Origin of the sequence: Pseudonocardia sp. ICBG1142, assembly GCF_020496255.1 — a bacterium.
GTDB lineage: Bacteria > Actinomycetota > Actinomycetes > Mycobacteriales > Pseudonocardiaceae > Pseudonocardia.
In genome coordinates this window covers 1,592,569-1,609,499 of sequence record NZ_JAHLJC010000030.1, presented here as the reverse complement: position 1 = coordinate 1,609,499, position 16,931 = coordinate 1,592,569, and the positions used below count along the sequence as shown (strand labels likewise).

Here is a 16,931-nt window from a genome sequence, read left to right as displayed (position 1 = left end):
ACGCGCCGAAGGTCCAGTGTACGGAGGCCGTGCGAGGCCGGCGCAGGCGGGGGTGACCGGCGTGGTAGACGTCCGGGTCGCCGACGGTAACGGACCGGCCCGGTCACGGACCAGTACCCGCGCGGAGCGCGTCGGGCTCCGGTGGGGCGGCGCTCAGGCGCCGGGGCGGTCCGGTGCTCCGGCGGGCGCGGTCAGCAGCCACGGCCCGTCCTCGGTGACGGCGACGGTGTGCTCCCAGTGCACGGCGCGGCCGCCGGCCGCGGTGACGACCGTCCAGCCGTCCTCCAGCTCCAGGGTGTCCGGATCCCCCGCGACGAGCATCGGCTCGACGGCGAGGGCCATGCCGGGGCGCAGCCGCGGGCCCTTGCCCGGCTCGCCGTGGTTGGGCAGGAACGGGTCCATGTGCATCGAGGTCCCGATGCCGTGGCCGCCGTACTCGGCGACGATCCCGTAGTCGGCGCGGTCGGCCTCGGCGGCGGCCCGGCACGCCTCCTGGATGGCGTAGGAGACGTCGGTCAGCCGGGCCCCGTCGCGGACGGCGAGGATGCCGGCGTCCATGGCGCCGCGGCAGGCGGCTGACAGCGCCAGGTCGGCGGGTGCGACGTCGCCGACGGCGATGGTCACGGCGGAGTCGCCGTGCCAGCCGTCGACGATCGCGCCGCAGTCCACCGAGATGAGGTCGCCGTCGGCGAGCACCTGCTTCGGCGACGGGATCCCGTGGACGATCTGCTCGTTCACCGAGGCGCAGATGCTCGCCGGGAAGCCGTGGTAGCCGAGGAACGAGGGGACACCGTTGCCGTCGCGGATCGTCTGCTCGGCCAGCGCGTCGAGCTCCGCCGTGCTCACCCCGGGCTTCGCGTGCTCGGTGACCGCGGCCAGCGTGGCCGCGACCAGCGCGCCCGCCACCCGCATCGCCTCGAGCTGCCCGTGGGTCTTGAGCTCGATGTCCCGACCCCGGTAACGGGCGATCGCCCCGCGGATGCCGCCGCGACCGTTCATGTGCTCTTCCCTCGGTTCCCGTCGTGGTGCCGGTTCCGGCACCCCTCCGGGTCCTCAGCCGTCGTTGCGGTTCTGCAGCGCCGAGAAGACCCGGTCGGTGATCTCGTCGATCTCGCCGACGGCGTCGATCGTGACCAGCCGGTCACGGTAGTGGTCCAGCAGCGGAGCGGTCTCCTCGCGGTAGACCCGCTGCCGGTTGCGGATGGTGTCCTCGTTGTCGTCGCTGCGGCCGCGGCCGAGCAGCCGCTGGACCACGACCTCGTCGTCGACGTCGAACTGGACGACGGCGTCGAGCTCCAGCCCCTTCTCGGACAGGATCTTCTCCAGGGAGTCCGCCTGCGCCACGTTGCGCGGGAAGCCGTCGAGGATGAAGCCGTTGGCGGTGTCGGCGTCGCCGAGCCGGTCGCGCACCATCCCGACGGTCACCTCGTCGGGGACGAGGTCCCCGGCGTCCATGTAGCGCTTCGCCTCACGACCGAGCTCGGTCTCGTCCCGCAGGTTCGCCCGGAACAGGTCCCCGGTCGAGATGTGCGGGACGTCGAGCCGCTTGGCCATCTGCTCAGCCTGGGTCCCCTTGCCGGCACCGGGCGGTCCCACCAGAACGAGTCGCACGAGAACCCGACCTCCTGAAGTCTTGTCGTCCATGGCGCCGGCGTCCTCGCCGGCACACGATGCCCGAGGCACCACGATCGGGGCCGGGGCCCCGCACCGGGGTTCCCGCTCGGCCACGTTGCGGCGAGCCTAACGCAGGAAACCTTCGTAGTTACGCTGCATGAGCTGGCTCTCGATCTGCTTCAGGGTGTCGAGGCCCACGGTGACCATGATCAGCACGGCCGTGCCGCCGAACGGGAAGTTCTGGTTCTGGCCGCTGCCGGTGATCCCGAGGAAGAAGTTCGGGAGCACCGCGATGACACCGAGGTACAACGATCCCGGCAGCGTGATGCGGCTGAGCACGAAGTTCAGGTACTCCGCGGTGGGCCGGCCCGGGCGGATGCCCGGGATGAACCCGCCGTACTTCTTCATGTCCTCGGCGCGCTCGTCGGGGTTGAACGTGATGCCGACGTAGAAGTACGTGAAGAAGATGATCAGTGCTACGTACAACACGATGTGCACGGGATTGGACTGATCGACGAGATAGGTCTGCACGAACTGCTGGAACCAGCCGCCGTCGTTCCCGGCGAGCCGGGCGACCAGGTCGGGCAGGTAGAGCAGCGAGCTGCCGAAGATCACCGGCACGACGCCGGCCTGGTTGACCTTCAGCGGCAGGTAGGTCGATGTGCCGCCGTACATGCGCCGACCGACCATGCGCTTGGCGTACTGCACCGGGATCCGGCGCTGGCCGTTCTCCACGAACACGACGCTCGCGATGATCGCGAGGCCGAAGACGCAGACACCGGCGAAGACCAGACCGCCCGAGTTCTCCAGGATCAGCCGGCCCTCGGCCGGGATGCGGTGCGCGATCGAGGCGAAGATGAGCAGCGACATGCCGTTGCCGATGCCGCGCTCGGTGACCTGCTCGCCCAGCCACATCACCACCGTCGTCCCGGCGACCATCACGATCACGATGACGATCAGGGTGAAGACCGACGAGTCCGGGATGATCGGCAGCGCACAGCCCTGGAACAGCTGACCGCGCTCGGCCAGCGCCACGAAGCCGGTGGCCTGCAGCACGGCGATGCCGATCGTCAGGTACCGCGTGTACTGCGTGAGCTTGGCCTGGCCGGACTGGCCTTCCTTCTTCAGCTGCTCGAACCGCGGGATGACGACCTGCAGCAGCTGCACGATGATGCTCGCGGTGATGTAGGGCATGATGCCCAGCGCGAAGATCGACAGCTGGAGCAGCGCCCCACCGGAGAACAGGTTGATCAGGGAGTAGACGCTGGCGTTGTCGCCGCCCTCGACCTGACGGACACATTCCTGGATGTTGGGGTACGACACCCCCGGCGAGGGGATGTTCGCCCCGAGCCGGTACACCGCCACGATCGCCAGCGTGAAGAGGATCTTCTTGCGGAGATCCGGCGTGGTCAGGGCCGCCCGGACTGCGCTGAGCACTCGGTGATCCTCCTACGACGTCGGCGGCCCGACACCGCCTGCGCCGGCCCCTGAGGGGTCGGCCGGGTTGGTCGACGCGCGTTCCGCGCCTCGCGGGACACCCGGGCCGGTGTGTACCGGCGGGGGCTGCGCGCCTCGAGGCGCGCCAGGTAATCGGTGGACACTCGGTCCGGACGTGACTGTAACAGCGGCCCGGGAACGCCTCGGCGCCGCCCACGGGCCGGGTCCACCTGGGGTGGACCCGGCGCCACGGACGGCGCCGGGGGACGTGCGGTGGGGCCTACAGCTCGGAGACGGAGCCGCCCGCCGCCGAGATCTTCTCGCGCGCGGACGCGGAGAACTTGTGGGCCTTCACGGTCAGGGCGACGCCCGAGAGCTCGCCCTCGCCGAGGACCTTCACGAGCTGGTTCTTGCGCACCGCGCCCGCCTCGACCAGCTCGGCCGGGCCGACCTCGCCCCCCTGCGGGAACAGGACGGCCAGCTCGCCGACGTTCACGACCTGGTACTCGACCTTGAAGCGGTTCTTGAAGCCCTTGAGCTTCGGGAGCCGCATGTGCAGCGGCATCTGCCCGCCCTCGAAGCGCGGGGACACCGTCTTGCGGGCCTTGGTGCCCTTGGTACCGCGACCGGCGGTCTTGCCCTTGGAGCCCTCACCGCGACCCACACGGGTCCGCGCCTTCTTCGAGCCCGGGGCCGGCCGCAGGTCGTGCAGCTTGATCACGGAGTTCTCGTTCTCGCTCACGGCTGCACCTCCTCCACCGTCACGAGGTGGCGCACGGTGTGGACGTAACCGCGGGTCTGCGGGTCCGCCTCACGCACCACCGACTGCCGGATCTTGCGCAGACCGAGCGAACGCAGCGTGTCGCGCTGGTTCTGCTTGGTCCCGATCCGGCTCTTCACCTGGGTGATCTTCCATGTGGCCATGTCGCTCACACCTTCGCCGCGTCGGCCTCGGCGCGCTGGCGCATCATGCTCGCCGGGGCGACGTCCTCCAGCGGCAGACCGCGGCGGGCCGCGACCTCCTCCGGACGCTGCACCGACTGAAGCGCCGCCACCGTGGCGTGCACGATGTTGATGGCGTTGTCGGAGCCGAGGGACTTGGACAGGATGTCCGAGATCCCCGCGCACTCCAGCACCGCGCGGACCGGGCCGCCGGCGATGACACCGGTACCCGGGGAGGCCGGGCGCAGCATGACGACGCCGGCGGCGGCCTCACCCTGCACACGGTGCACGATCGTGCCGCCGATGCGGGGGACGCGGAAGAAGTTCTTCTTCGCCTCCTCCACGCCCTTGGCGATCGCGGCCGGCACCTCCTTGGCCTTGCCGTAGCCGACGCCCACCAGGCCGTCACCGTCGCCGACGATCATCAGCGCGGTGAAGCTGAACCGGCGGCCGCCCTTGACGACCTTGGCCACGCGGTTGATCGTGACCAGCCGCTCGATGTACGGGGTCTTGTCCTGGGCCGCCCCGCCACGGCCACCGTCCCGGCGGTCCCGGTTGTTGCGGTTGTCGTTCCCACCGCTGCCACCCGGGGCTCCGCCGTCACGCCGCGTACGTCCCGGCATCAGACAGTCCCTTCGATCTTCTCGGTCTGGTTCATCAGAACTCCAGGCCTCCCTCGCGGGCGGCGTCGGCCAGGGCCGCGATCCGGCCGTGGTAGGCCAGCCCGCCGCGGTCGAACACGACCGCGGAGATGCCCGCTTCCTTGGCCCGAGCGGCGATGAGCTCGCCGACCTTGGCAGCCTTGGCCTTCTTGTCGCCCTCGACGCCACGCACCTCGGCGTCCAGGGAGGACGCGAAGGCCAGCGTGTGGCCCGCCAGGTCGTCGATCAGCTGGACGGTGATGTGCCGCGAGGAGCGGTTGACCGCCAGCCGCGGACGCACCGGCGTCCCGGAGATCTTCTTCCGGAGCCGGGCGTGCCGGCGGATGCGCGAGTCGCGGCGCTTGCGCGCCACCTGGGACGCCATCCGGCGGCGGGCGGCACCCGACACCGTCTCGTTCGTCTCGGCCATCACTTACCCGTCTTTCCGACCTTGCGGCGGACCTGCTCGCCGGCGTACCGCACACCCTTGCCCTTGTACGGGTCGGGGCGGCGCAGCTTCCGGATGTTGGCAGCGGTCTCGCCGACCAGCTGCTTGTCGATGCCGGAGACCGAGAACCGGGTCGGCGACTCGACCGCGAAGGTGATGCCCTCCGCCGGCTCGATGACGACCGGGTGCGAGTAGCCCAGGGCGAACTCGAGGTTCTTGCCCTTCAGCTGCACGCGGTAACCCACGCCGTGGATCTCCAGCTTCTTCTCGTAGCCGGCGCTGACGCCGACCACGATGTTGTTGACGAGGGAGCGGGTCAGGCCGTGGTAGGCCCGCACCTCACGCTCCTCGTTCGGGCGCTTCACCAGCACCGTGCCGTCGTCGTCACGCTCGATCGTGATCGGCTCGACAGCGGTGTGCGAGAGGGTGCCCTTGGGGCCCTTCGCGGTGACCGTGCGGCCGTCGATGGTGATCTCCACGCCCGACGGGACGGTGATGGGCAGCTTTCCGATGCGCGACATCGTTCGTTACCCCTCTCTCACCAGACGTAGGCGAGGACTTCCCCGCCCACGCCGCTCCGGTAGGCCTGCTGGTCGGTCATCAGACCCCGAGAGGTCGAGATGATCGCGATGCCGAGGCCACCCAGGACCCGCGGCAGATTCGTCGACTTCGCGTACACACGCAGACCGGGCTTGGAGACCCGGCGCAGACCGGCGATGCTGCGCTCACGGTTGCGGCCGTACTTCAGCTCGACGACCAGGGACTTGCCGACCTCGGCGTCCTCGGTGTGGTGTGCCGCGATGTAGCCCTCCTTCTGAAGGATCTCCGCAATGGCGACCTTCAGCTTCGAGTGGGGCATCACGACGCGGTCGTGGTAGGCCGAGTTCGCGTTCCGCAGACGGGTCAACATGTCTGCGATCGGATCGGTCATCGTCATGGTGTATATCTCTTTCCCGCCGTGGTTCCTCGTACCGGCGCGGTGCCCCTGTGCGGGGCACCGCGCCGATGCGGGCCTGCGGCGATCGGATCCGCTGCCCCGCGGACGCGGGGCGGTCGGATCACCAGCTGGACTTGCTCACACCCGGCAGCTCGCCGGCGTGCGCCATGTCTCGCAGGCACACGCGGCAGAGGCCGAACTTGCGGAACACGGCACGCGGCCGACCGCACTTGTTGCAACGGGTGTAACCCCGCACGGCGAACTTCGGCTTCGCGTTCGCCTTGTTGATGAGCGCCTTCTTCGCCATTCGCTCAGCTCTCCTTGAACGGGAAGCCCAGGTGGCGCAGCAGCGCCCGGCCCTCGGCGTTCGTGGTCGCGGTGGTCACGACCGTGATGTCCATGCCCCGCGGCCGGTCGATGGAGTCCGGGTCGATCTCGTGGAACATCGACTGCTCGTTCAGGCCGAACGTGTAGTTGCCACGCCCGTCGAACTGGTTGCTCTCGAGGCCGCGGAAGTCGCGGATACGGGGCAGCGCGATGGTCAGCAGCCGGTCGAGGAACTCCCACATCCGGTCGTTGCGAAGGGTCACCTTCGCACCGATCGGCATGCCCTCACGCAGCTTGAACTGCGCGATGGACTTGGTGGCGCGACGCAGCTGGGGCTTCTGGCCGGTGATGGTGGCCAGGTCGCGCAGCGCACCGTCGATCAGCTTCGAGTCGCGGGCGGCGTCACCGACACCCATGTTCACCACGACCTTGGTCAGGCCGGGGATCTGCATGACGTTGGTGTAGCCGAACTCCTCGCGGAGCTTGTCGAGGATCTCGTCGCGGTAACGCTGCTTGAGCCTCGGCAGGGTCTTCTCAGCCGTGGTCATCTCAGATCTCCTTCCCGTTGCGCCTGGAGATCCGGACGCGGCGGGTGGTGCCGTCCTCGCCCTCGACGGTCTTCTTGCCGATGCGGGTCGGCTTGCCGTCGGAGTCGCACACCATCACGTTCGAGACGTGGATGGCGGCCTCCTGGGTGACGATCCCGCCGCTCTCGGCCCCGCGCTGGTTCTGGCTGATCCGGGTGTGCTTCTTGATCCGGTTCACGCCCTCGACCAGCACGCGCTGGCGCTCCGGGTAGGCCGCGATGACCTTGCCCCGTGCACCCTTGTCCTTGCCGGCGATCACCAGAACGGTGTCGCCCTTCTTGACCTTCATCTTCGCCTTCATGTCAGAGCACCTCCGGGGCCAGGGAGATGATCCTCATGAACTTGCGGTCGCGCAGCTCGCGCCCGACCGGGCCGAAGATACGGGTCCCCCGAGGTCCGTTGTCCGCCTTGATCAGGACGGCGGCGTTCTCGTCGAAACGGATGTAGCTGCCGTCGGGACGGCGCTTCTCCTTCTTGGTGCGCACGATGACCGCCTTGACGACGTCACCACGCTTCACGCCGGCGCCGGGGATGGCCTCCTTGACCGTGGCGACGATGACGTCGCCGATCCCGGCGTAGCGCCGCGCGGAGCCGCCCAGCACCCGGATGCACAGGATCTCCTTGGCACCGGTGTTGTCGGCGACGCGCAGCCGCGACTCCTGCTGGATCACTTCGACTCCTACTTGGCCTTCTCGAGGATCTCCACCAGCCGCCAGCGCTTGGTCGCCGACAGCGGGCGGGTCTCCATGAGGCGGACACGGTCGCCGATACCGGCGGTGTTCCCCTCATCGTGCGCCTTGACCTTGCTGGTCCGGCGGATGACCTTGCCGTACAGGGGGTGCTTCACCCGGTCCTCGAGGGAGACGACGATCGTCTTCTCCATCTTGTCGGACACGACCAGGCCCTCGCGGACCTTGCGCTCCCCGCGCTCCTCGTTCTTCGTCTCAGCCGAGTTATCGCTGCTCACGCCGCGCCCTCACTCTCGGTCGGTGCGGCGGAAAGGCCGAGCTCACGCTCGCGCATGACGGTGTAGCACCGCGCGATGTCGTGACGGACGGCCCGCAGCCGCCGGTTGTTGTCCAGCTGCCCGGTGGCCATCTGGAAGCGGAGGTTGAACAGCTCCTCCTTGGCCTCCCGGACACGCACGACCAGCTCCTCGTCGGAGAGCTCGCGCAGCTCGGCGGCCTTGGTGTTGCCACTGCTCGCCATCAGATGTCACCACCCTCACGGGACACGATCCGGCACTTCATGGGCAGCTTGTGGATCGCACGGGTCAGAGCCTCGTGCGCCACCTCGCGGTTCGGGAAGCTCATCTCGAAGAGCACCCGGCCCGGCTTGACGTTCGTGACCCACTTCTCGGGCGAACCCTTACCGGAACCCATGCGGACCTCGGCCGGCTTCTTGGTCATCGGGATGTCCGGGAAGACGTTGATCCAGATCTTCCCGCCACGACGGATGTGCCGGTTGATCGCGATACGCGCCGACTCGATCTGTCGGTTCGACACGTAGGCCGGCTCCAGCGCCTGGATGCCCCAGTCGCCGAAGGTGACCGCGGTACCACCGCTGGCCATGCCCTTGCGCTTGGGACGGTGCTGCTTGCGGTGCTTGACCTTGCGTGGGATCAGCATCGGTCAGCTCTCCCCACCGTTGCTCTGGTTCTCACCGGAGGCCGGGGCCTCGGCGGTCGCCGTCGCGGCGCCGCCGGCCTGGCCCGCGCTCTGCGCGGCACGCCCGGCCTCGGTGCTGGTCGCAGTGGTGCCCGAGGCACCGGAACGGCGCCGGGCCGGACGCTCGCGACGCGGACCGCGGCCCGGGGCCTCGGCAGCGGCCGGAACGCCCTCGCGGCGGCCGCCGACGACGTCGCCCTTGTAGATCCAGACCTTCACGCCGATGCGGCCGAAGGAGGTCCGGGCCTCGAACAGGCCGTAGTCGATGTCGGCACGCAGCGTGTGCAGCGGGACCCGACCCTCGCGGTAGAACTCCGACCGCGACATCTCGGCACCGCCGAGGCGGCCCGAGCACTGGACCCGGATGCCCTTGACCTGCGGGCTACGCATGGCCGACTGGATGGCCTTGCGCATCGCACGCCGGAAGGCGACCCGGTTCGACAGCTGCTCGGCGACGCCCTGGGCGACGAGCTGCGCGTCGGACTCGGAGTTCTTGACCTCGAGGATGTTCAGCTGGACCTGCTTCTTGGTCAGCTTCTCGAGGTTGCCCCGGATCCGGTCGGCCTCCGCGCCACGGCGGCCGATCACGATGCCCGGACGCGCGGTGTGGATGTCCACCCGCACGCGGTCCCGGGTCCGCTCGATCTCGACCTTGGAGATGCCGGCCCGCTCCATGCCCTTGGAGAGCATGCGGCGGATCTCGACGTCCTCCTTGACGTACTCGGAGTACTGCTTGTCGGCGTACCAGCGCGACTTCCAGTCCGTGGTGATGCCCAGGCGGAAGCCGTGCGGGTTGATCTTCTGCCCCATCAGCGGGCCCTCCCCTTCGCACCACGACGGCCGGCCTTCTGCGGAACCGACTCGACCTCGATGGTGATGTGGCTCGTCCGCTTGCGGATGCGGTACGCACGCCCCTGGGCGCGCGGCCGGATCCGCTTCAGCGTCGGGCCCTCGTCGACCATCGCCACGGCGACCACGAGGGTCTCCGGGTCCAGGTCCAGGTTGTTCTCGGCGTTGGCCGCAGCGCTCGCCACGACCTTCGCGACGGGCTCCGCCGCGGCCTGCGGCGAGAACCGCAGGATCGCCAGCGCCTCGTCGACCGGCAGGCCGCGGACCAGGTCCACGACGCGGCGGGTCTTCATCGGCGAGCTACGGACGAACCGTGCCACGGCGCGCGCACGAGTCGGCTCGAGCGCAGCGCCGGTGGTCTCGGCAGTGTCTGCCATCTTCTCCACCTCTCCTTGTCGCTACTCGGGCCGGCTTCTAGCGCCGACGCGCCTTGCGGTCGTCCTTGATGTGACCCCGGAACGTGCGGGTCGGGGCGAACTCGCCCAGCTTGTGCCCGACCATCGAGTCGGAGACGAAGACCGGGACGTGCTTGCGGCCGTCGTGCACCGCGATGGTGTGACCGATCATGTCCGGGATGATCGTGGACCGACGGGACCACGTGCGGATCACGGTCTTCTTGCCGGACTCGTTGAGGGCGTCCACCTTCTTGAGCAGGTGGTCGTCCACGAAGGGGCCCTTCTTCAGGCTGCGCGGCATGTCTTACCTCCCTGCTCAGCGCTTCTTGCCGGTACGGCGCCGGCGGACGATCAACTTGTCGGACGGCTTGTTCTTGCGGGTACGGCCCTCGGGCGTGCCCACCGGGTTCACCGGGTGGCGGCCACCGGAGGTCTTGCCCTCACCACCACCGTGCGGGTGGTCCACCGGGTTCATGACGACACCACGGACGGTCGGGCGCTTGCCCTTCCACCGCATACGGCCGGCCTTGCCCCAGTTGATGTTGGCGTGCTCCGAGTTGCCCACCTCGCCGACGGTGGCGCGGCAGCGCACGTCGACGTAGCGGATCTCGCCGGAGGGCATCCGCAGCTGCGCGTAGGGCCCGTCCTTGGCGACCAGCTGGACGCCGACACCGGCCGAGCGCGCGATCTTCGCGCCGCCACCGGGGCGGAGCTCGATCGCGTGCACGACGGTGCCCGTCGGGATGTTGCGCAGCGGCAGGTTGTTACCCACCTTGATGTCGGCCCGGGGACCGTTCTCGATCTTGTCGCCCTGCTTGAGCTTCGCCGGCGCGATGATGTAGCGCTTCTCGCCGTCGGCGTAGTGCAGCAGTGCGATCCGCGAGGTGCGGTTCGGGTCGTACTCGATGTGCGCGACCTTCGCCGGCACGCCGTCCTTGTCGTGACGACGGAAGTCGATCAGACGGTAGGCGCGCTTGTGCCCGCCACCCTGGTGACGGGTGGTGATCCGCCCGTGCGCGTTGCGGCCGCCCTTGTTGTGCAGCGGACGCAGCAGCGACTTCTCGGGGGTGTCGCGGGTGATCTCGGCGAAGTCCGACACGCTCGAGCCACGACGGCCCGGGGTGGTCGGCTTGTACTTACGAATGGCCATGGGTCAGCTCGCTCCCTCAGCTCGCCGGGCCACCGAAGACGTCGATCGCCTTGCTCTCCTCGGAGAGCGTGACGATCGCGCGCTTGGTGTCCTTGCGCTTGCCGTAGCCGGTGCGGGAGCGCTTGCGCTTGCCCGGGCGGTTCAGCGTGTTCACGCTGGTCACCTTGACCCCGAACACCTTCTCCACGGCGATCTTGATCTGGGTCTTGTTCGCGTCCGGTGCCACGACGAAGGTGTACTGGCGCTCGTCGAGCAGCCCGTAGCTCTTCTCCGAGACGACCGGCGCGAGCAGCACGTCCCGCGGGTCCGTGATCACTTGTCGGCCTCCTCAGCGCGGCGGCCGGCAGCCTTCGGCTTCGCGATCGGGCCGGCCAGGAACTCGTCCAGCGCCGCCTGCGTGAACAGCACGACGTCGTTGACGAGCACGTCGTGGGTGTTCAGCTGGTCGGGCGCGATCAGGTGGACCTGCGGCAGGTTGCGCAGGCTCAGCAGGGCGTTCTCGGCAGAACGCTCGACGACCGCGAGCACCCGGCGGGCGTCGGGCACGACGGCCTCGATCACCTTGCGGGCGGACTTGGTCGACGGCGCGTCACCCTCGGCGAAGGCGGACACGACGTGCACGGCTCCGGCGCGGGCCCGGTCGGAGAGGGCGCCACGCAGGGCGGCGGCCTTCATCTTCTTCGGGGTCCGCTGCGAGTAGTCGCGCGGCGTCGGGCCGTGGACGATGCCACCACCGGCGAACTGCGGCGCGCGGATCGAGCCCTGACGGGCGCGACCGGTGCCCTTCTGCCGGTACGGCTTCTTGCCACCGCCGCGGACCTCGCCGCGGCCCTTCACGTCGTGCGTGCCCTGACGCGCGGCGTTGAGCTGCGCGGTCACCACCTGGTGCATGAGGGCGATGTTCGCCGTCACGTCGAAGACGTGGTCCGGGAGCTCGACGCTGCCGGAGGCGGAACCCTCGGGGGTCTTGATCTGCACGGTGCTCACTTGCCATCACCCTTCGCGGGGGTCTTCACCACGACGAGGCCACCGCGCGGACCGGGGACGGCGCCCTTGACGAGCAGCAGCCCGCGCTCGGCGTCCACCCGGTGGACCTTCAGGTTCTGCGTGGTCTGGCGGTCGGAACCCATCCGGCCGGCCATCCGCACACCCTTGAACACGCGGCCCGGGGTGGCGCAGCCGCCGATGGAGCCCGGCGAACGGTGCTTGCGCTGCGTGCCGTGCGAGGCGCCCAGGCCCTTGAACCCGTGGCGCTTCATGACACCGGCGAAGCCCTTGCCCTTGGTAACGCCCACCACGTCGACCTCGGCCACCTCGGCGAACGCCTCGACGGTGACCTCCTGGCCGGTGGTGTACTCGGCGGCGTCGGAGGTGCGGAGCTCCAGGACGTGGCGACGGGGGGTGACGCCGGCCTTGGCGAAGTGGCCGGACTCCGGCTTGTTCACCTTGCGCGGGTCGATGGCCCCGTAGGCCAGCTGGACGGCGGTGTAGCCGTCGGTCTCCTGCGAGCGCACCTGCGTCACGACGTTCGGTCCGAGCTGGACCACGGTGACCGGCACGATGCGGTTGTTCTCGTCGAACAACTGGGTCATCCCGAGCTTGGTGCCCAGGAGGCCGGTGACCTTCTTCGTCTGCTTGGTGGCAGTCGTCTTCTTGAATGCAGCAGTCATCGTCTCCACCCCGCCGTCACTGAATGTTGACGTCGACGCTCGCCGGCAGGTCGATGCGCATGAGCGCGTCGACCGTCTTGGGCGTCGGGTCGAGGATGTCGATGAGTCGCTTGTGCGTGCGCATCTCGAAGTGCTCGCGCGAGTCCTTGTACTTGTGCGGCGAGCGGATGACGCAGTACACGTTCTTCTCGGTAGGCAGCGGCACGGGGCCGACGACCCGGGCACCGGTACGCGTCACGGTCTCCACGATCTTGCGAGCAGACGCGTCGATTGCCTCGTGGTCATAGGCCTTGAGCCTGATGCGGATCTTCTGTCCCGCCATGGTCGTCGGTCGTCCTCTTCTTCCTGCCGCGGGGGTGTCGCGGTTCGGCCCCGTAAGAACTCGCGCCGTGCTGCCACCGGATGTCCGGCGGGCCGGCTGCGGCCCGTGCTCTGTTCAGGTCTCTGTCGGCCCGGAGTCGCGCGTCCAGTTCCCTGGAGCACTCGTCCTGCCGGGGCTCTCCGGTCCACGAGGTCGGGCGTGTCGCGCCCTACCCGCATGGTTCTGCCCGGGTCACCGCGTCCCACCCCCATCTGGGGCGGGCATGTCGCTCGGAATCTCCCCGGCCTCACAGCGGACCGTGGTACCGGGGCTGACAACGAACATGGCGCGTGGTTCGCGACCTCTGAACTACCGGGAACCGGGAACAGGGGCGGCGCTCCCACGCGCCATGCTCATCGTGCAACCCGTCAAGGATGACACACCGCTGTGCGGCACCCTCGACCGGGGGGGTGGGTAACGGGGCCGCCCCTGGTGGGACGACCCCGTCACGTCACGCGTTGATCTTGGTGACCTGGCCGGCGCCCACGGTGCGGCCACCCTCACGGATGGCGAACTGCAGGCCCTCCTCCATGGCGATCGGCTGGATCAGCTGAACGCTCATGGTGGTGTTGTCACCCGGCATGACCATCTCGGTGCCCTGCGGGAGGGTCACGACGCCGGTCACGTCGGTCGTCCGGAAGTAGAACTGCGGACGGTAGTTGTTGAAGAACGGGGTGTGACGGCCGCCCTCGTCCTTGCCCAGGATGTACACCTGGCCCTCGAACTCGGTGTGCGGGGTGATCGAACCCGGCTTCACGACGACCTGGCCGCGCTCCACGTCCTCACGCTTGATACCGCGCAGGAGCAGACCGACGTTCTCGCCGGCGCGACCCTCGTCGAGGATCTTGCGGAACATCTCGACACCGGTGACGGTGGTCGAGGTCTTGTTCGGCCGGATCCCGACGATGTCGACGGTCTCGTTGACCTTGACGATGCCGCGCTCGATACGGCCGGTGACGACCGTGCCGCGACCGGTGATCGTGAAGACGTCCTCGACGGGCATGAGGAACGGCTTCTCGACGTCGCGCTCGGGCTCCGGGATGGCCTCGTCGACCGCGTCCATGAGCTCGACGATGGCCTCGGCCCACTTGTCGTCGCCCTCGAGCGCCTTCAGCGCCGAGACGCGCACGATCGGGAGGTCGTCGCCCGGGTAGTCCTGAGCCGACAGCAGCTCGCGGACCTCCATCTCGACGAGCTCCATGATCTCCTCGTCGTCGACCATGTCCGCCTTGTTCAGGGCGACGACGATGTACGGCACGCCGACCTGACGCGCGAGCAGCACGTGCTCACGGGTCTGGGGCATCGGGCCGTCGGTCGCGGCGACCACCAGGATCGCGCCGTCCATCTGGGCGGCACCGGTGATCATGTTCTTCACGTAGTCGGCGTGCCCGGGGCAGTCGACGTGCGCGTAGTGCCGCTTCTCGGTCTGGTACTCGACGTGCGCGATCGAGATCGTGATACCGCGCTGGCGCTCTTCGGGCGCCTTGTCGATCATGTCGAACGCCGACGCCTCGTTGAGGGTCGGGAACTTGTCGTGCAGAACCTTGGTGATGGCCGCCGTCAGCGTGGTCTTGCCGTGGTCGATGTGACCGATGGTGCCGATGTTGACGTGCGGCTTGGTCCGCTCGAACTTCGCCTTCGCCACTGCTGGGTCCTCCTGGACTCGTGTCTGTACTCCGCCGTGCTGACGGCAGGTCTGTCGGTGTCGGGTGGTGCGGGCCGCGGACCTTACCGATCCGCGGACCGCACCCTCCGAGCAGGTCGGGCACTGGGGCCCGCCCCGGGGAGCTCTTACTCGCCCGTGGCCTTCGCGATGATCTCCTTCGCCACGTTCGCCGGAACCTCGGCGTAGGAGTCGAAGACCATCGTGTAGTTCGCCCGGCCCTGGGTCCGCGACCGCAGGTCGCCGACGTAGCCGAACATCTCGGACAGCGGCACGGTCGCCTTGACGACACGGGCACCGGCCCGCTCCTCCATGGCCTGGATCTGGCCGCGGCGGGAGTTCAGGTCACCGATGACGTCGCCCATGTAGTCCTCGGGCGTCATCACCTCGACGGCCATCATCGGCTCGAGGATGGCGGGGCTCGCCTTGCGGGCCGCCTCCTTGAACGCCATGGAACCGGCGACCTTGAAGGCCATCTCCGAGGAGTCGACCTCGTGGTGCTGACCGTCCAGCAGCGTGAGCTTCACCCCGACCACGGGGTAGCCGGCCTGGATGCCGTACTGCATGGCGTCCTGGGCACCGGCGTCGACCGACGGGATGTACTCCCGCGGGACACGGCCACCGGTGACCTTGTTCTCGAACTCGTACAGCGCACCGTCGCCGCTGGTGAGCGGCTCGAGCTTGATGATGACGCGGGCGAACTGGCCCGAACCACCGGTCTGCTTCTTGTGCGTGTACTCGAACTTCTCGACGGCCTTCTTGATGGTCTCCCGGTAGGCCACCTGCGGCTTGCCGATGTTGGCCTCGACCTTGTAGTCGGACTTCATCCGGTTGACCAGCACCTCGAGGTGCAGCTCGCCCATACCGGCGATGATGGTCTGGCCGGTCTCGTCGTCCAGGGAGACCTGGAACGTCGGGTCCTCCTCGGCCAGCTTCTGGATCGCCAGGGAGAGCTTCTCCTGGTCCGCCTTCGACTTGGGCTCGACGGCGACCTGGATGACCGGGTCCGGGAAGGTCATCGACTCGAGGACGATCGGGTTCTGCGGGTCGCAGAGCGTGTCACCGGTGGTCGTGTCCTTCAGACCGATGACCGCGTAGATGTGGCCGGCCACGGCCTCGTCGACCGGGTTCTCCTTGTTGGAGTGCATCTGGAAGAGCTTCCCGATGCGCTCCTTCCGGTCCTTGGTCGAGTTGATGACCTGGGCGCCGGCGGCGACCTGACCCGAGTAGACCCGGATGTAGGTCAGCTTGCCGAAGAACGGGTGCGCGGCGATCTTGAAGGCCAGCGCCGAGAACGGCTCGTCCTTCGACGGCTTGCGGCTCGCCGGCGTCTCACCGTCGGTGAGGAAACCCTCGACCGGCGGCACGTCGTACGGCGACGGCAGGTAGTCGATCACCGCGTCCAGCATCGGCTGGACACCCTTGTTCTTGAACGCCGAGCCGCAGAGGACCGGGTACGCGGCGCGGTCGTTGACCAGCCGGCGCACGCCGTTCTTGATCTGCTCGACGGTCAGGTCCTCGCCACCGAGGTAGAGCTCCATGAGCTCGTCGTCGGTCTCGGCGACCGCCTCGATGAGCTGGGTGCGGTACTCCTCGGCCTTGGCCTGGAGCTCCGTCGGGATCTCCTCGACGGTGTAGTCCTCACCCTTGGCGACCTCGCCGCGCCAGGTGAGCGCACGCATCTCGACCAGGTCGACGACACCGATGAAGTCGTTCTCGGAGCCGATCGGGATCTGCAGCGGGAGCGGCGTCGCGTTCAGCCGGTCCTTGATGGTCTGGATGGTGAAGTAGAAGTCCGCGCCCAGCTTGTCCATCTTGTTGACGAAGCAGATGCGGGGGACGTCGTACTTGGTGGCCTGCCGCCAGACCTGCTCGGACTGCGGCTCGACCCCCTCCTTGCCGTCGAAGACCGCGACCGCACCGTCGAGCACCCGCAGCGACCGCTCCACCTCGACGGTGAAGTCGACGTGCCCGGGGGTGTCGATGATGTTGATCTGGTGGTTCTTCCAGAAGCAGGTCGTCGCGGCGGACGTGATCGTGATGCCGCGCTTCTGCTCCTCCTCCATCCAGTCCATCGTGGCGCCGCCGTCGTGGACCTCACCGATCTTGTAGTTGATCCCGGTGTAGAACAGGATCCGCTCGGTGGTGGTCGTCTTACCGGCGTCGATGTGGGCCATGATGCCGATGTTGCGGACCTTGGTCAGGTCCGTCAGCACGTCCTGTGCTGCCACTAGCTCAGCTCT

Annotated in this window: 26 protein-coding genes; all 26 read right to left on the bottom strand. The window is 68.6% G+C overall.

What is annotated here, in order from left to right; all coding sequences use genetic code 11:
* Positions 1 to 153: 153 nt before the first annotated feature.
* On the bottom strand, positions 154 to 999 hold the full coding sequence (gene map, locus KPL59_RS21965) for a type I methionyl aminopeptidase (protein WP_020622918.1): 846 nt from the start codon (positions 997 to 999) through the stop codon (positions 154 to 156).
* Between the two features lie 54 nt (positions 1,000 to 1,053).
* Positions 1,054 to 1,611 (bottom strand): adenylate kinase, encoded by a 558-nt coding sequence (locus tag KPL59_RS21960; protein ID WP_043277190.1) that lies wholly within the window; start codon positions 1,609 to 1,611, stop codon positions 1,054 to 1,056.
* Between the two features lie 129 nt (positions 1,612 to 1,740).
* Positions 1,741 to 3,051 carry a preprotein translocase subunit SecY gene (gene secY / locus KPL59_RS21955; protein ID WP_075310158.1) on the bottom strand — a complete coding sequence of 437 codons (1,311 nt, stop codon included), beginning with the start codon at positions 3,049 to 3,051 and terminating at the stop codon, positions 1,741 to 1,743.
* Positions 3,052 to 3,331: 280 nt separating this feature from the next.
* Positions 3,332 to 3,772 carry a 50S ribosomal protein L15 gene (gene rplO, locus KPL59_RS21950; protein WP_043277202.1) on the bottom strand — a complete coding sequence of 147 codons (441 nt, stop codon included), beginning with the start codon at positions 3,770 to 3,772 and terminating at the stop codon, positions 3,332 to 3,334.
* Positions 3,773 to 3,789: 17 nt separating this feature from the next.
* Positions 3,790 to 3,975: a 50S ribosomal protein L30 gene (gene rpmD, locus KPL59_RS21945; protein WP_020622922.1), complete on the bottom strand. Its 186-nt coding sequence runs from the start codon at positions 3,973 to 3,975 to the stop codon at positions 3,790 to 3,792.
* Between the two features lie 5 nt (positions 3,976 to 3,980).
* Entirely contained in the window at positions 3,981 to 4,616 is a 636-nt protein-coding gene (rpsE, locus tag KPL59_RS21940; protein WP_020622923.1) for a 30S ribosomal protein S5, read from the bottom strand.
* Between the two features lie 34 nt (positions 4,617 to 4,650).
* Entirely contained in the window at positions 4,651 to 5,019 is a 369-nt protein-coding gene (gene rplR / locus KPL59_RS21935) for a 50S ribosomal protein L18 (RefSeq protein WP_164514875.1), read from the bottom strand.
* 44 nt (positions 5,020 to 5,063) lie between these two features.
* Positions 5,064 to 5,603, bottom strand: coding sequence for a 50S ribosomal protein L6 (gene rplF, locus KPL59_RS21930; protein WP_020622925.1), 540 nt, complete (start codon positions 5,601 to 5,603; stop codon positions 5,064 to 5,066).
* 17 nt (positions 5,604 to 5,620) lie between these two features.
* Positions 5,621 to 6,019: a 30S ribosomal protein S8 gene (gene rpsH, locus KPL59_RS21925; RefSeq protein WP_020622926.1), complete on the bottom strand. Its 399-nt coding sequence runs from the start codon at positions 6,017 to 6,019 to the stop codon at positions 5,621 to 5,623.
* Between the two features lie 121 nt (positions 6,020 to 6,140).
* Positions 6,141 to 6,326, bottom strand: coding sequence for a type Z 30S ribosomal protein S14 (locus KPL59_RS21920; RefSeq protein ID WP_020622927.1), 186 nt, complete (start codon positions 6,324 to 6,326; stop codon positions 6,141 to 6,143).
* Between the two features lie 4 nt (positions 6,327 to 6,330).
* Positions 6,331 to 6,894 carry a 50S ribosomal protein L5 gene (gene rplE, locus KPL59_RS21915; RefSeq protein WP_020622928.1) on the bottom strand — a complete coding sequence of 188 codons (564 nt, stop codon included), beginning with the start codon at positions 6,892 to 6,894 and terminating at the stop codon, positions 6,331 to 6,333.
* A gap of 1 nt (position 6,895) precedes the next feature.
* Positions 6,896 to 7,222 (bottom strand): 50S ribosomal protein L24, encoded by a 327-nt coding sequence (rplX, locus tag KPL59_RS21910; protein ID WP_043277204.1) that lies wholly within the window; start codon positions 7,220 to 7,222, stop codon positions 6,896 to 6,898.
* A gap of 13 nt (positions 7,223 to 7,235) precedes the next feature.
* Positions 7,236 to 7,604, bottom strand: coding sequence for a 50S ribosomal protein L14 (gene rplN / locus KPL59_RS21905; RefSeq protein WP_010228481.1), 369 nt, complete (start codon positions 7,602 to 7,604; stop codon positions 7,236 to 7,238).
* An 8-nt stretch (positions 7,605 to 7,612) separates the two neighbouring features.
* Positions 7,613 to 7,900: a 30S ribosomal protein S17 gene (gene rpsQ, locus KPL59_RS21900; RefSeq protein ID WP_020622930.1), complete on the bottom strand. Its 288-nt coding sequence runs from the start codon at positions 7,898 to 7,900 to the stop codon at positions 7,613 to 7,615.
* Positions 7,897 to 8,142, bottom strand: a complete 246-nt coding sequence (rpmC, locus tag KPL59_RS21895) for a 50S ribosomal protein L29 (RefSeq protein WP_020622931.1) — start codon at positions 8,140 to 8,142, stop codon at positions 7,897 to 7,899. Before rpmC ends, rpsQ begins: the two co-directional genes overlap by 4 nt.
* Complete coding sequence (rplP, locus tag KPL59_RS21890; RefSeq protein ID WP_020622932.1) at positions 8,142 to 8,561, bottom strand: 50S ribosomal protein L16; 420 nt, start codon at positions 8,559 to 8,561, stop codon at positions 8,142 to 8,144. Before rplP ends, rpmC begins: the two co-directional genes overlap by 1 nt.
* 3 nt (positions 8,562 to 8,564) lie before the next feature.
* A complete protein-coding gene (gene rpsC, locus KPL59_RS21885; RefSeq protein WP_020622933.1) occupies positions 8,565 to 9,410 on the bottom strand; it encodes a 30S ribosomal protein S3 in 846 nt (281 codons plus the stop codon).
* Positions 9,410 to 9,826 (bottom strand): 50S ribosomal protein L22, encoded by a 417-nt coding sequence (gene rplV, locus KPL59_RS21880; protein ID WP_043277206.1) that lies wholly within the window; start codon positions 9,824 to 9,826, stop codon positions 9,410 to 9,412. Before rplV ends, rpsC begins: the two co-directional genes overlap by 1 nt.
* 37 nt (positions 9,827 to 9,863) lie before the next feature.
* Positions 9,864 to 10,145, bottom strand: a complete 282-nt coding sequence (rpsS, locus tag KPL59_RS21875) for a 30S ribosomal protein S19 (RefSeq protein ID WP_020622935.1) — start codon at positions 10,143 to 10,145, stop codon at positions 9,864 to 9,866.
* 15 nt (positions 10,146 to 10,160) lie between these two features.
* Entirely contained in the window at positions 10,161 to 10,994 is an 834-nt protein-coding gene (gene rplB, locus KPL59_RS21870; RefSeq protein WP_226361837.1) for a 50S ribosomal protein L2, read from the bottom strand.
* Positions 10,995 to 11,010: 16 nt separating this feature from the next.
* Positions 11,011 to 11,310 (bottom strand): 50S ribosomal protein L23, encoded by a 300-nt coding sequence (gene rplW, locus KPL59_RS21865; protein ID WP_020622937.1) that lies wholly within the window; start codon positions 11,308 to 11,310, stop codon positions 11,011 to 11,013.
* Entirely contained in the window at positions 11,307 to 11,981 is a 675-nt protein-coding gene (rplD, locus tag KPL59_RS21860) for a 50S ribosomal protein L4 (RefSeq protein WP_020622938.1), read from the bottom strand. The genes rplW and rplD overlap by 4 nt, the downstream gene beginning before the upstream one ends.
* Positions 11,978 to 12,664 carry a 50S ribosomal protein L3 gene (gene rplC, locus KPL59_RS21855; protein ID WP_051050086.1) on the bottom strand — a complete coding sequence of 229 codons (687 nt, stop codon included), beginning with the start codon at positions 12,662 to 12,664 and terminating at the stop codon, positions 11,978 to 11,980. Before rplC ends, rplD begins: the two co-directional genes overlap by 4 nt.
* A 16-nt stretch (positions 12,665 to 12,680) precedes the next feature.
* Positions 12,681 to 12,986, bottom strand: a complete 306-nt coding sequence (gene rpsJ, locus KPL59_RS21850; protein ID WP_003938093.1) for a 30S ribosomal protein S10 — start codon at positions 12,984 to 12,986, stop codon at positions 12,681 to 12,683.
* 490 nt (positions 12,987 to 13,476) lie between these two features.
* Complete coding sequence (tuf, locus tag KPL59_RS21845) at positions 13,477 to 14,670, bottom strand: elongation factor Tu (protein ID WP_020622940.1); 1,194 nt, start codon at positions 14,668 to 14,670, stop codon at positions 13,477 to 13,479.
* 146 nt (positions 14,671 to 14,816) lie between these two features.
* Positions 14,817 to 16,919: an elongation factor G gene (gene fusA / locus KPL59_RS21840; protein ID WP_308187930.1), complete on the bottom strand. Its 2,103-nt coding sequence runs from the start codon at positions 16,917 to 16,919 to the stop codon at positions 14,817 to 14,819.
* Positions 16,920 to 16,931: the final 12 nt, after the last annotated feature.